Genomic DNA, 13,317 nt, shown 5'->3' on the forward strand with positions numbered 1-13,317 from the left:
ATATTGGCATAAGAAAAGCGCCCAGCGGGGAAATCGCTGAGCGCTTGCAGTTGCAAGACTATTTAGGCCTGAGTGGTTGCGGCCGCCTTGTCAGTCGCTGGTGCAGGGGAGAGTACCTGGGAAATGATGTCGGCAGCTTCCTTGCGGGTCTTCGCGCCGTGGAGTTGTGCGCGGAAGTCCTCCTTCATGATGTTGCGCGCCAGCTTGGACAGCAGCTTGAGGTGCTGCTTTCCAGCGTTATCCGGAACAGCAATAAGGAAGGCCAAGGTGGTCGGGTCTTCGCCCTCTGCCCACGTGACGCCGTGCGGCAGGCGGGCGAAGGCGAGCGTTGGTACCTTCACTCCGGCAGACCGAGCGTGCGGAATGGCCACGCCGTGGCCCACACCAGTGGAACGGGTAGATTCGCGCTTCAATGCGGCGCTAGCGACCGCCTCGGCATCAGACATGCGCGCGGAGGTGAGCTTCACCATGGAGCGAATGACCTCTTCGCTAGAAGAACCCAGATCTTTATCGAGGCTAATCGTATCGACTGCAACAAGTGGCTTATCCTTGCGCTGCGTCAATCCCACCAGCAGGAGAATAAGGCCAGCGCAAACAACGATGCCGGCAAGCATGGCGATAAAGAAGCCAACGACGTTATCTACCGCGCCGAGCACCGCGACGATCGGGCCGCCGTGCATGACGTGGTCTTGTGCACCGAAAAGACCGGCGAGCGCACCGGCTACGGCACCACCGGCAACATTGGCGGGGATGACCTGTAGCGGGCGTGCAGCCGCGAGCGGAATGGCGCCCTCGGTAATGCCGAAGAATCCCATGAACAACGCGGCGATGCCCGCATCCTTTTCGGCCTTGGTAAACCAGCGGCGGCGCAGGAGCGTAGCTACGCCCACGGCGAGGGGAGGTACGGCAATCGCACATGCCGCCATGCCCATCGGCGCCGCATTGCCGGCCGCGATCATGCCGCCGCCGAAGAGGAAAGCCGTTTTATTGAAGGGACCACCCATATCGAAGGCGATCATGGCGCCCAGGATAAGGCCTAGCACGATGACGGAGGAGCCCTGCATTCCAGCGAGATAGTTGGTCATTGCCTCGAACGCGGCCGAGACCGGTGCGCCAATGAGCAAGATGAAGATGAGTCCCACGATGAGCGTGGTGAAAATCGGGATGACGATGATGGGCCAAATCGGTGCGATGAACTTGTGCACCGGAATCTTCTTAATGGCAAGAGCCACATAACCGGACAAAATACCGGTGACAATGCCGCCCAAGAATCCGGCACCTGCCTCAGAACCGTAAAGGGAGCCGGTGGTGGCGATGAGTCCGGTAATAAGGCCAGGGGCAAGGCCTGGGCGATCCGCGATGCCCACCGCAATGTAGCCGGAGAGCACCGGGACCATCAGTGAGAACGCCAGGGCGCCGAGCTCATTGACCGTGTTCCAGAAGCTATCTTCTGGAATCGCCATGCCCTCAGGCGTGGGCGTGCCGCCGATGGAGAGGGCGACCGCAATGAGCAGACCACCGGTCACCACGAACGGGATCATGTGCGAGACGCCGTTCATCAGCGCCTTGTACAAGGTTTGACCCACGCTATTCTTGCGAGGCGTCTCTTCCTCCGTCTTCTCGGAAGAGCCCTCCCAGCGCGAGGCGCTCAAGGACCTGCTGAGCAGTTCCTTCGGATGCTTGATGGCCTCGTCCACGCCGGTGGCCTCGAGACGCTTGCCGTGGAAGCGGTCCTTGGAAATGACCGTATCGGCACCAATGACAACGGCGTCGGCTTCCTCGATGTCTTGCTTGCTAAAGGCTCCCTCGACGCCGATGGAACCATGAGTTTCAATCTTGATGCGGTAGCCAAGTTCTTGGGCTGCGGCCTCGAGGTTCTCGGCCGCCATATAGGTATGCGCGATGCCCGTCGGACACGCCGTGATGGCGAGGATGAGGGGCGATGACTCTGTAGTGCTCATGGTTCTCATTAAACGGCAATCGTTTGCGTTGGCACAAGAGCCGGTGCGTCTATTCTCTGCGGATCTGGTAAGTCGTGCGTTGCGAGCCACGCTGGCCCCGCATGACAATCCAGCCCTTCCTCTCCAAGGCCTTGAGTGCGTAGCGCGCTTGCCCGGTACTGAGTTGGGTGCGTTCCGCGATCTCGTGAAGGCTTAAGGCGGGAGCATAGTCCGCCTCCGCGCCGAGCTGCATACTGTGAAAAACTTGCGGAACGTTCTTACCCAGCTGACTAAGCTCGTCCTCTACGCTGGCTTCCACTGCTCTCATCGCGGCACGGGCAGAAACCCGATGCGGGCTATCAGGCCTGGTGCGGGGGAAGATGACACGAAACTCGGTGCCAGTATCTATAAGGCGCGGTGCAGCTAGGCCTGCATCTAAACAGGCACGAATCATCTCTCGGATTCCTCCGCCCTCGCCTTCAATGACCGGGTGTCCTTCGCTGGTGCGAACTAGTTTGGCAAGCTCATAAAGGCGCTGATTTACTGCAGCTTTGGATAAGGTGGTGCTGGTCAATTGGGAGACCGAGACCCCTCGCAGCCCACCAGGGCTAGTAATGATCACTGCCTGCCGGGTGATGCGAACCTCAATTCTTTTTCCCACGCCTCGCGTGTGCGGTCCTAAATCCCGGTGCACTAACGCGTTGGCTACAGCCTCCCGAAGGGCGGCCGGCGGAATTTCCGGGATCTCTTCCACATGACCGCTTTCCGCATAGCGCAGGTCGGCCTGCAGATTGGCACGCAGCCAATCCACCACATCATCGAGGAGAGCGGGTAGAGGGCCGTCGAAATGGGTGAGGTTCCGCGTGCGCGCGGCGTGCTCCCGCGGAAGCTGCACCGCCGCGGTTACCCCGAGGGCAGGTACTTTTCCCTGCGGCAAGAAGCCGAGGGCATAATTTCCGGCTACGGTCAGTTGCCCGTTTACGGTTGCGCCAAGTACCTCGAGGAGGCGCTTGTCCTCCGTGATGGTGGATAGGCGCCTACTGCGTGAGCGGGCTGCGCGTAGCGCCTCTGCCGTAATGCTTTCATCCATGTCCCGCAGGTCGCTGCCAGGCACTGTCTGCTGGTCATAAAATTCTTGCTCAGATTCGTGGAGTGCCGCCACCTCGAGGATGCGCAAGTCGTTAGGCCCCATCACATAATTGCCATCCGCTTGCCGTAGGTAGGCCTCTCCTTTGATGCGGGCTGGTTTAAGCATGGGTGAAAGGGGCGCTACCGTCACTGCGATTACTACCGCTTCATCGATGCTGATGTGGGTAAAAGAGAGCTGGGGCGCAGGTTCTATTAGCGTTCTTGCTTGGTCCGCCACAGCCTTTTCTACCTGTGCAGGGTGTGCGACGCCGGTGGCGGCAAAGTTGAGGCTCTGATCGACACCCAAAAGGATGTCACCGCCCATTGGCATGTTTGCAAAAGCACATATGGTGCGAGCCAAATCATGCGGTGCGCGAAGGAAGGAGCGCTTACATTCCAGCATCGTGCGGTCATCGCCAAAAAGCCGCAGCTGCTCAAGTGCCTCACGGAGGCTAATTGCATCCCAACCCATGGCGTCATTATAAAACCCTCATTGCAAAGTGGCAATGATTTTTTAATGAGGGGAAGGAGCTTCTCGCTCATTGTGATGAACGGTACGCTGGAGGCACTTCGCAACAGAAAGGGAACGCTCGCTCGTGAGTAAAGCATCGCCGGATAATATCTTGCTCTACCTGCCGCAAAAGCAGGAAGATCAGGTGCGCGACATCTTTGCGGGCCTAGCTGAGCGCGGCTTTCCTGTCCAGCAGCAACGCCCGCACATTACGGTCACCTTTTCGCCGCACATGCAGCCGGAAGTGGTGGATTTGGCGGCCCAGTTGCTGCCGGCCGTTATCCCCGCGGATTTCCGGCGGGTAGGAAACGTTATTTTTGGCACCAAGCGTAAACAGACGGTGGCCTGGCTGCTGGAGACTACCGACGAGTTAGAAATCGCCGCGCGAAAAATCAGCGCCGCAAACCCGGACGGGCGCGGGCCGCGCTGGACCCCGCACCTGACCATGGGGTTGCGCCTGCCGCGCGAAGAGGTCCCCGGCTATATCCAAGCGATGGACGAGCTCACCTCAGCGCACTTTAAGGAACTTACCGCCGTCGAGGCCGCCTATTGGCGGCCGCGCACGCAGGAAAAGACCCTTCTAGCAGGGGCTTAGAGTAAAGCGCGTAGGGCCCGGGCAACGCGCAGGACGGTCAGGTCCTCGCCCGGCTTGCCGACGACCTGCACCGCATCACCCACGCCTTCTTCCTCTTCGCCGCGCAGCGGCACCGTAATGGCTGGCCAGCCGAGCACATTGAACGGCTCGGTCCACCGCCGCAGGCTCGCGGCCGACTCCGCGGTATTGTCCGGGGTGATATCGGACCACTTGAGGGGGCCGGAATCGAGGGTGGGGGTGAGGATAATGGGGGCGTCGGCAAGCAGGGCAAGGGCGTCTTCGCGCAGCTTTTCTACGCCCCGTGCGGCCGCGTCGTAATCTTCCTGGCTGATATTTTCCCCGCCCAGGACGCGCTGCAGAATCACGTCCTGGTACTTCTCGCGCTGGTCCAGCAGCGGCCGGTGGACGTCGTAGACCTCCTTCAAGCGCATCGGCTCGTAGAGCTCGGCCGTGGCGGCGATGGTGTCTTCCAAGTCCGCGCCCTCGGTGAGCTCAAAGTCCGATCGCTCCAGCGCGGCCAGAAGATTAGCGAAGCGCTCGCCCTTGGCCTTAAGGGCCGTGACATCAACAGCAGAAACGTCCTGCGCCGCGGCCGGTTCCTCCTCCGCAGTGGCAATAAAAGCCTGCTCAATCAGGTCAATCGAGCTGGCGAAGAAACCAATGCAATCAAAGCTCGGGGCAAAGGGGAAGACGCCCTCGACCGGAATCACCCCAAAGGTGGGCTTGAACCCCAGCACGCCTTGGCATGCGGCCGGCACGCGCACCGAGCCGGCGCTATCGGAGCCCACCGTAAGCTGCAGCGCCCCGCAAGCTACCAGCGCCGCCGAACCGGAGCTCGAACCGCCGCCGCATACCTCCGGGTCACGCGGGTTGATCACGCGGCCGTAGGCTGAGGCATCGCCCAAAATGCCATAGGAAAACTCCTGCAGGTTCGCCTTTGCCACCGGCAGGGCACCCTTCGCCGTCAAGCGCTGCACCACTGGTGCATCCTTGACCGGAGTGCGGCCCACATTCACCTCGGTGCCGCAGGTGGTAGACACCCCAGCGACATCCACGATGTCCTTGAATGCCACCGGCTGTCCCTTAAGCGTGGGCGATTCATCCAGCGCGTGCTCATCAAACGGGATGACGGAAATCACCGCATTAAAGTCCTGCTGGGCGTGGTGCAGGCGATCAGAAACAGTAGGCATATCGGAGGCTAAGTCCTTTCAACGTCGGCGTCCTTTGATGCTAACGATGTATTAGAAGGATGCAGATGTTACTACCGTACATCACGGAAAAGTTCTTGCAGCAAAGGCCGGAAAATGCCCGGGTCATGTGCCACACAGTAACGGCGGCCCGAAGCCTTATCCCCTTTACAGCGGGCTAGAAGTACGCACTCCGACGAACACAGCGGTTCCCATCGATTGCAACTCAAACCACTGCGCAACGCCAAGCAATTGAGCCACGCTCCCCACTATGGAGCGAAAGATTCATCAACTACATTTAAAGCCATGACTTCCACCACCTCCGAGCCCCCAAAGCTCCAGCCCAGCTCCTATATTCCGTTGATGTTCGCACTGCTTACGGCGGTGTTTGCTTTCCAGCTCAATGCGTCGATGCTCTCGCCGGCCCTGGCGACGATGGAGGATGAGCTGAGTGCCACCACCGCACAGATTGGCCTAACACAGACTGCCTTCTTTACGGCCGCGGCACTATTTTCACTATTCCTGCCACGCTGGGGCGACCTCATCGGGCGCAGGAAGGTCCTCGTTGGCATGATGGCGGTTGCTGCGCTGGGCTGCGTGGCTTCCGCCGTCGCGCCCAACGTCGCCGTGCTGCTTATCGGCCGCATCATCCAGGGCGTGGCCGGGCCGACCGTCCCGCTCTGCCTCATCATGTTGCGCCAGCAGGTGCTCAATGAGAAGCAGTATGCGCTGCTGCTGGGCATTGTGACCTCGGTAAACGGTGGTATCGCGGGCGTGGACGCCCTGGCCGGCGGCTGGTTGGCCGGCAACTTCGGCTACCGCTCGGTCTTTTGGACCATGGCAGTACTCTGTGCCATCGCGGTAGTAGCAGTCCAGGCATTTACCAAGGAATCCACGGCCACCGAAACCCCGCGCATGGACTGGGCGGGCGTGCTGCCCCTGGCCGTGGCGCTGGGCTGCGTTCTCACCGCATTCAACGAGGCCGGCAAACTTGCCGAGGCCAATTGGTTCCTCGTCATTATCCTTCTGCTTATCGGTGCCGCCGGCTTCTGGGCTTTCTGGAATGTGGAGAAGAAGGTCGCCGATCCGCTCGTGCCGGTGGCTTACCTCAAGCAGCGCCGCACGTGGGCACTGCTTTCCACCACGCTGCTCACCATGACCGGCGTCTTTGCAGTAATGAACGGCCTCATTCCAAACCTCGGCCAGGACCCTGACGCCGGCGCCGGCATTTCCGCCAGCACCATTTCCTGGGTCACCCTTACCCCGTACGCCCTCGCCGGCCTGGTCTTCGGCCCGATTGCCGGTTGGATGGCCTCCAAGCTGGGCTACAAGTACGTCCTGCAGACCGGCCTCATCGGCACCGTCGTTGGCCTGATTATTTCCATCTTCGTGGTCGGCGCCCCGAACGCATGGACCCTGCTCTTCGTCTCCATTTTCTTGGGCGTAACCTACGCCGGCATTGCCAACATCATGCTCAACGGCCTGGGCATTGTGCTCTCGCCGGCCGATAACCAGGGCTACCTTCCCGGCATGAACGCCGGCGCCTTCAACCTCGGCGCGGGCCTGTCCTTCGCCGTGCTCTTTGCGGTTTCCGGTTCCTTCGAGCACGGCTACCGCGCGGGCATGATCGCCGGCGTCATTATTCTCCTTGCGGCTCTTGCCCTGTCCTTCCTCATTCCTCGCCCAGAGTCCATCGATGACACCGTGGCGGCCGTCAACGCCCGAAAGTAGGCTCGTGGCATGACGCGAAAAATCATTCTGGACTGCGACCCCGGCCACGATGACGCAGTGGCCCTGCTCCTAGCGATGGGCAACCCCACCATCGACCTGCTGGGCATTACCACCGTCGGCGGCAATCAGACCTTGGATAAGGTCTCCCACAATGCCCTGGTGGTCAAGGAAATCGCCGGGCACCCGGAGGTTCCGGTTTATGCCGGCTGCGATCGCCCGCTCGTGCGCCCCGTCGAGGTTGCCGAGGCTATCCACGGCTCCACCGGCATGGACGTCGAGGGCGTCCAACTTCCGGAGCCAAGCACGGCGCTTGCCGACGCCCACGCTATCGACTTCATCATCGACACCGTCATGTCCCATGAGCCCGGCACCATCACCCTGGTGCCCACCGGCCCGCTTACCAATATCGCGATGGCTGCGCGCAAGGAGCCGCGCATCGTCGAGCGCGTCAAGGAAGTCATCCTCATGGGCGGCGGTTACCACGAGGGCAATTGGTCCCCAGTCGCCGAATTCAATATCAAGATCGATCCTGAGGCCGCCCACATCGTCTTCGAAGAGCCCTGGCCCGTCACCATGGTGGGCCTCGATCTCACTCACCAGGCGCTTGCCACCCCAGAGGTCGAAGCCGAGATCCAGGCATTAAATACTCCTGTCTCGGAGTTCGTCGTGGGCCTCTTCGGTTTCTTCCGCAAGGCCTACCAGGCCAACCAGGGCTTCGATAACCCACCGGTTCACGACCCGTGCACCATCGCCTACCTCATCGATCTGGACATCGTCCAGACCCGCAAGGCACCCGTCCACGTCGAGCTCGCCGGCGCCCTTACCACCGGCATGACCGTCACCGATCTACGCGAGCCCGCCGACGCCTCATGCCACACCCAAGTCGCCACCACCCTCGACCACGCCGGTTTCTGGCGGCTGGTTACCGACGCCCTCAAGAACCTCGTCTAGGTCACATCTTTGCCGCGCCCCCGCTGCGTGGGAACCCAACTTTCAGCCACGTTATCGCCCTTGAACCACCAGTTAGAGGAGGCAACGTGGCTGCTTTGGCCCTTATGTTTCACCTCTTCTAGGCTTGCGTACCTTGGAGATTCTTTAAGGAATATCGTGAGGTTCTTTCTGGGGAAATTCGAGATTCGGGGCCACAAGGTGAAGCGCTTTCTGACGAAACTCACGAATTGAGGTTTCGAGACTGATGCTAGCGAAAGCTACTGGGTGTCCGTCGAGGAGGAATGAAATCGTCTCATCCTGTAAGTTTCGACCCGAAGAAGCGTAGAGCATGATGCCCTTTGCGGTTTTCCATTCTCCGCCAAGCGCTTCTTGGCTACGTAGGTAGGCGTAAAGCTGATAAAGGTGGGGGCTTTTAAGAGATTCGTTTCCTACGCGGTTCTCAATAAACATATTCGTGAACTTCGCATCAATAACTGTAATTTCACCTTCTGGTGATCGCAGAATGATATCTGTCTGCATGCTCGGTAATTGGCTGGGTGTTTGTTGAGCATTCCAGTGCAACCATTCTCCGCTGCTTACTTTCCAACCGATAGGGCTGAGGTGGTATTGAAACAGACCAAATAGAGCCTTTTCGAAAAGCATTCGGAGCTCGTGTTGCGTGAGGTGCTTTCTGCTGAACTGAGAAAGGGCGTCATCTCCACGCGCGGGCACGGCTAATTCCAAAAGCAGCCTGGCTACTGCAACTGGTTTCTTATCTGCAGGAGAAAGCCTTCCACGAGGGAAGGCTGTCGATTTCGGCTTGGAAACTCCCATTTGAGTAAGTCTTCGAGCAAGCACCTTGCACCGGTGCGCAGCATCGCAACTGCTTGCGTCTAAGAGCATTTGTGCTGCATATTCGAGGGCGTACTTAAGGAATTGGTTAACTTTGCTATTGATGGTGAGTTCATTGAACTCACAGGCAATGAGTCCCTTTTCAAGGAGTTGGTGGCGAGTGGTTTCGTACATGTCAATTCGGCCTCGCACCCGAGTTATATTTCGTTCGGTAAGGGTGAAACCAATGCTCAATTCTCTCCGAAAACGCCTTTCTACAGCGTCACACAGCATCGTTCCGATCAGCTCTGGAAGCTCAACACCCGCGTCTTCCACCGAGGCGTTTGATATATGCCCATCAATAAAAGACTGCGAGGCGTATAGCTGGAGCATCCAGACACTTCGAATAGGAACGTATATGGCTTCCGGTTGAGGGAAACTATCCGTTGAGGACATCGAGGGCCTGCTCGCGCTTCGAAGGATTGTCGAACCAATATTCACCGATGAGCGGCTTAAGATCTGAAGCTACTACCTGGTTAAACCAGTCCATAGTGGCACCGTAGGAACTGTCTGCCAGCTTTCGGCGCGGAGTAACAAAGCTGTGCCCGATGAGGTAGTCATCACCGAGATTGAAATCGTCTCGGATTAACTGATTAACCTTTTCTATCCTTCGCGCGATTTCACTGAGAGCCTCGTCATTGCGATTACGGTTGGAAACACAAAAATTCCGCCAAGTGGATCCCAACTGTGGTACGAGATTAATGAAAGCGAACCTACGACGTAAAGCCATATCTACCATGGCAAGGGACCTGTCTGCTTGGTTCATCGTGCCGATGACGTAAAAGTTATCGGGAAGGAAAACTGCTTCTCCTTCTTGGCTATAAAGCGTGGTAAGCGCATTTTCAGGGTTTCTTTTGTCAGCTTCCAAGAGAGTAAGCATCTCACCAAAAATCTGCGCTGGATTTCCGCGGTTAATCTCTTCAATCACCACTACGTGTGGATTGGAATCCTCCTTAGCTTTTTCCACCGCTTGGAGGAATGGACCATCTTTCAATTCAAGCTTCCCGTCACTGCTGGGACGAAAGCCCTGAACGAAGTCCTCATAAGAAGTAGAAGGGTGGAATTGGACGGAGGTGACTACATCTTCCGCGTCTGACTTGCACAAGATATATGCCAAGCGACGTGCGAGCCAAGTCTTTCCCGTCCCCGGTGGGCCTTGGAGAATCAGGTTTTTCTTTTCTTTCAGGCGTTCCAGCATTAGCTCGAGATCGTCTTTCGGGATGAAGCAACCGTCTTCGATAAGCGCAGGAATGGTGTAGACGTCCTCGTCCGACGAAGACTCTACGGTTTGGGCAGTAGCATCGGTTGGCTCTTGGTTGAAAACCCATGCTTCATAAGACAATCGGGGAAAATTAGCCGGTTCGATCTCGGCAGTAGTAAGCCATTCTCGGATGTCGGCGAGCGTAAGTAGATAATCTTTACCCGTTGCAACATTCTTCTGAATGTTGATTCCTAGCGCAGAATCTTGGGCAAGATATTTGGTGATGACCGAATCTAAAGAAAGAAAGTAACGTGGACGCGCCCAGAACAACGCCATGGTGTATGCCGTTATCTGTCGATCTTTGGTCATGACGTCGAAATCGCTTATGAACTGGGCTTTATGTTCTGGCGTATCTGATTGGCTCAACCTGAGTGCCGAAGCGAAAAGTCTCCAGCTTTTATCCCAAAACTCCGGATTTTTAACATCTGACGGTTTAGTGGCAAAACACGAACGCAGGTTATTTAGTTGGGGTAATCCCGAAAAATCGGTAGGTGCTGGAGCTTCAATTCCGAATACGGTTTTGAAAGCTTGGCAAATTGCGATTTTGTTTGATTCTGAGATTTGCCGGTTAGCAACTCCGAGGATGGTAAACGGATCCATATCTGTAGCTGGCACTTCTTCATCGTTAATGGACCATTTCCATAGATGCTTGAACCGGAGTGGGCGTGCTGAAATTTCAGCGGCTTCTCGTAGCTTTTCTAGTAGCTCCACACGGTTGTCTTTGAAGGCGAGCAATTTGGTGGCGAACTCTTCGAAAAAATCCGGCCAGTCAAATGAAGGGGACAAAGTCGTCTCAGAGGAAAACTCAGGATCTCCCATGCCTTGGATGACGGATTCCACGCGGTCATAGGCATGGTTGCGGGAAACTTTACAAATGGTAAGCAGTGAAGTCAGAGATCGTTGAAGATCTATTCCTAGGTCATCGCGATTAAAGAAATCGCTTGACCAGTTGATTGGTCGAACGTGCCGCATTTCTTTTGGCTCATGAGGGCGGTACTCGTAATCGCCGGAAACATAGCCAAAATAAACTCGCCCTCTATGCAACTTGCTTGGCATCAGAACCAAGTCGCCAACCTGCATGTGGTTTTTAAACCGGTTGAGTTGAGAAGCGTAGCTGGTGGACGTTTGTGCCTTGAGATCTGGGTGCTCTCGGACCATCGAGGCTTTGATGGAGTCCAAGGTATTTTGCTTGTTCACCGCTGGGCCGTAGTCCATACCGGGGATGCCTAGGTTGGACTCTAAAGCTCTCTTTTCGCGTTCACCATGGCTGCCTGCGCGAAGCACCCAGAAAAAATCCGCACTAGATTCTTCAGGAACTTCTTCTTGCGGTCCTGAATCAGCTTCTCGTTGCTTTCGCGCTTCAGATATAAGCCCATTAATTTCTCGGATCTGATCTTTGCCCAAAGGATATGGGTTGGAAGCAAGCCAAGTGGCGCCCTCGGCAGTCAAGGAAAAGGACCCCGGTTCAAAGGAGCTGGCAAACCCGATTTTCCTTGCGTAGAACACCGCCCATCGTGTCCGGTCTTCCACAACAGATCTGCTTTTAAGCTGCCGGTGGGCCTGCCCTGGGAAATCTGCCTCAGCAATCTTCTGAACGCGTTCGAATAGCTCAGGATAAGAGACGATTGTCGAACCCCTCATCGTTTCTAAGACGACGGGAAGAACGGTTCTCCAAGAAAAAGATTGCTGCGGGGTAGTCATCAGTGCATCCTTAGAAATTCGAGTAGGGGAATTTCAATGATAGTAGTGGGGTTGCCCGCAAATCGTGGACACGTAGTGGGGCTACCTAGTGCTTAGGCAGCTATTTCTTTTCTACTGGTGGTTAGACCAATGTGGTTTTCGAAGTCGACGGGGCTGACCATCCCTAGTGCAGAGTGCCGGCGCCGACGGTTGTAAACGACTTCCATCCAGTAGGCAACGGCCTTGCGCGCAGCATCGCGGGTAGGCCAACGCTTACGGTCGTAGAACTCGGTTTTAAGCGTCGACCAGAACGACTCAGCCATCGCGTTATCAAAGCACACACCAGTACGCCCCACAGACTGAGCAATGCCCAGGTTATGGCAGACTTCCCAGAGCTTCTCGCTGGTAAATTGCGTTCCGCGGTCAGCGTGGAACACCAGCCCATCAGGAACGTCACCGCGCAGTGTATATGCCATCCGCAGGGCCCGTTCGACCAGGCATGTATCTTGAACGCTATCCATCGCCCAGCCCAGCACCCTGCGGGAATCGCCGTCGCGGACCGCACACAAGTACAACCATCCCTCGCTGGTGCGTAGGTAGGTAATATCCGACATCCACACTCGGTTGAGATCACCAGTATCAAACACGCGCTTGACCAGGTCAGGAAGACTCGACTGACGCTTAGCTTGAATCGTTGTCACCGGGACAAAGGCACGCGGTGAAATCCCTTCAATTCCCATCAGGCGCATCCGCTTAGCCACAGTCTTGCGATTCAGGGTGATCCGGTAACGCTCGGTAAGTTCTGCGGTGATCCGCGGAGCACCATAAACCTCATCGGAGTCTTTCCAAATCTGATGAATCTTTCGGTCAACGCCATCGTAAAATGCAGCACGATCATTTTCGCCAGATAGTCGCTTCTGCTGCGTATCAGCCCATTTGTAGTATCCAGACCGAGACACTTTTAATAGCCGTGCCATGCGTTTGATGCTGTAGTTTGCCTTCTCCTGCTGCATCAATTCGAACTTTTCTGCTCGCGTTGCTTCGCGGCGAAGAAGGCTGTCGCTTTTGACAAAAACTCATTATCCATCTTGGCTTCCGCCAACTCACGGCGCAGACGAGCATTCTCAGCACGAAGATCCGCCTCACTCATCCCATCCGAGGCCCCTCGGCGTTCACGCTCGAGTTTGACCCACCGGCCTAAAAGCCCGGCGGAGACGCCAATCTCCTTAGCCACATGAGCGATCGGGCGCTCTGACTCGATTACCAAGTTCGCGGCTTCACGCCGGTACTCCGGCGTGTACTTCTTGCGCTGTTGACTCACAATGAACATCCTCTCCTACGGACACAAGATCCGTACAAATAGGGTGTCCACTAAACGAGGGTAACCTCAGTAGGACAGTTCTCTATTTGAGACTTGTTTATCTCTGAAGACTTGGCTGCCTAAAATTAGAAGTGAACAACCC

The 13,317-nt window shown here is 56.7% G+C and carries 9 protein-coding genes; 3 read left to right on the top strand and 6 right to left on the bottom strand.

From position 1 onward, the window contains the following. Positions 1–62: 62 nt before the first annotated feature. Together ACKFRX_RS03445 and ACKFRX_RS03450 are read right to left on the bottom strand one after the other, a co-directional pair. Positions 63–1,970, bottom strand: a complete 1,908-nt coding sequence (locus ACKFRX_RS03445; RefSeq protein WP_179387482.1) for a fructose-specific PTS transporter subunit EIIC — start codon at positions 1,968–1,970, stop codon at positions 63–65. 40 nt (positions 1,971–2,010) lie between these two features. Continuing rightward, positions 2,011–3,540, bottom strand: a complete 1,530-nt coding sequence (locus ACKFRX_RS03450) for an ATP-binding protein (protein WP_150851506.1) — start codon at positions 3,538–3,540, stop codon at positions 2,011–2,013. Positions 3,541–3,664: 124 nt separating this feature from the next. Between ACKFRX_RS03450 and ACKFRX_RS03455 the strand changes: the two genes are divergently transcribed. After that, complete coding sequence (locus ACKFRX_RS03455; RefSeq protein ID WP_005322490.1) at positions 3,665–4,174, top strand: 2'-5' RNA ligase family protein; 510 nt, start codon at positions 3,665–3,667, stop codon at positions 4,172–4,174. Here ACKFRX_RS03455 and ACKFRX_RS03460 read toward each other — a convergent pair. Beyond that, positions 4,171–5,364, bottom strand: a complete 1,194-nt coding sequence (locus tag ACKFRX_RS03460) for an amidase (RefSeq protein WP_408922917.1) — start codon at positions 5,362–5,364, stop codon at positions 4,171–4,173. The two genes, ACKFRX_RS03455 and ACKFRX_RS03460, sit on opposite strands and share 4 nt — an antisense overlap. A 303-nt stretch (positions 5,365–5,667) precedes the next feature. Between ACKFRX_RS03460 and ACKFRX_RS03465 the strand changes: the two genes are divergently transcribed. Then, the gene (locus ACKFRX_RS03465; protein WP_294164782.1) at positions 5,668–7,092 is read left to right on the top strand and encodes an MFS transporter; all 1,425 of its coding nucleotides are present in this window, start codon (positions 5,668–5,670) and stop codon (positions 7,090–7,092) included. Positions 7,093–7,101: 9 nt separating this feature from the next. Continuing rightward, entirely contained in the window at positions 7,102–8,043 is a 942-nt protein-coding gene (locus ACKFRX_RS03470; RefSeq protein ID WP_408928119.1) for a nucleoside hydrolase, read from the top strand. Between the two features lie 144 nt (positions 8,044–8,187). Here the strand turns inward: ACKFRX_RS03470 and ACKFRX_RS03475 are convergent, their stop codons facing one another. From ACKFRX_RS03475 to ACKFRX_RS03485, 3 genes are all read right to left on the bottom strand, one after another. Next, positions 8,188–9,309: a 5-methylcytosine restriction system specificity protein McrC gene (locus ACKFRX_RS03475; RefSeq protein ID WP_408928120.1), complete on the bottom strand. Its 1,122-nt coding sequence runs from the start codon at positions 9,307–9,309 to the stop codon at positions 8,188–8,190. Beyond that, positions 9,293–11,875 carry an AAA family ATPase gene (locus tag ACKFRX_RS03480; protein WP_408928121.1) on the bottom strand — a complete coding sequence of 861 codons (2,583 nt, stop codon included), beginning with the start codon at positions 11,873–11,875 and terminating at the stop codon, positions 9,293–9,295. The genes ACKFRX_RS03475 and ACKFRX_RS03480 overlap by 17 nt, the downstream gene beginning before the upstream one ends. A gap of 92 nt (positions 11,876–11,967) precedes the next feature. Further along, positions 11,968–13,184, bottom strand: a protein-coding gene (locus ACKFRX_RS03485; RefSeq protein ID WP_408928122.1) for an IS3 family transposase whose coding sequence is annotated in 2 segments (ribosomal slippage) — positions 11,968–12,923 and positions 12,923–13,184 — 1,218 coding nt in all. Because the reading frame shifts where the segments join, the coding sequence is not laid out codon by codon here. Between the last annotated feature and the right edge of the window lie 133 nt (positions 13,185–13,317).

The sequence above is a fragment of the Corynebacterium tuberculostearicum genome (genome assembly GCF_046097465.1).
GTDB classification, from domain to species: domain Bacteria; phylum Actinomycetota; class Actinomycetes; order Mycobacteriales; family Mycobacteriaceae; genus Corynebacterium; species Corynebacterium tuberculostearicum_I.

What these genes read in the sequence shown, in the direction of transcription:
- ACKFRX_RS03475 (WP_408928120.1), bottom strand. Translation starts at nt 9,309, where the DNA reads ATGTCCTCAACGGATAGTTTCCCTCAACCGGAAGCCATATACGTTCCT.
- ACKFRX_RS03450 (WP_150851506.1), bottom strand. Translation starts at nt 3,540, where the DNA reads ATGGGTTGGGATGCAATTAGCCTCCGTGAGGCACTTGAGCAGCTGCGG.
- ACKFRX_RS03445 (WP_179387482.1), bottom strand. Translation starts at nt 1,970, where the DNA reads ATGAGAACCATGAGCACTACAGAGTCATCGCCCCTCATCCTCGCCATC.
- ACKFRX_RS03460 (WP_408922917.1), bottom strand. Translation starts at nt 5,364, where the DNA reads ATGCCTACTGTTTCTGATCGCCTGCACCACGCCCAGCAGGACTTTAAT.
- ACKFRX_RS03470 (WP_408928119.1), top strand. Translation starts at nt 7,102, where the DNA reads ATGACGCGAAAAATCATTCTGGACTGCGACCCCGGCCACGATGACGCA.
- ACKFRX_RS03465 (WP_294164782.1), top strand. Translation starts at nt 5,668, where the DNA reads ATGACTTCCACCACCTCCGAGCCCCCAAAGCTCCAGCCCAGCTCCTAT.
- ACKFRX_RS03480 (WP_408928121.1), bottom strand. Translation starts at nt 11,875, where the DNA reads ATGACTACCCCGCAGCAATCTTTTTCTTGGAGAACCGTTCTTCCCGTC.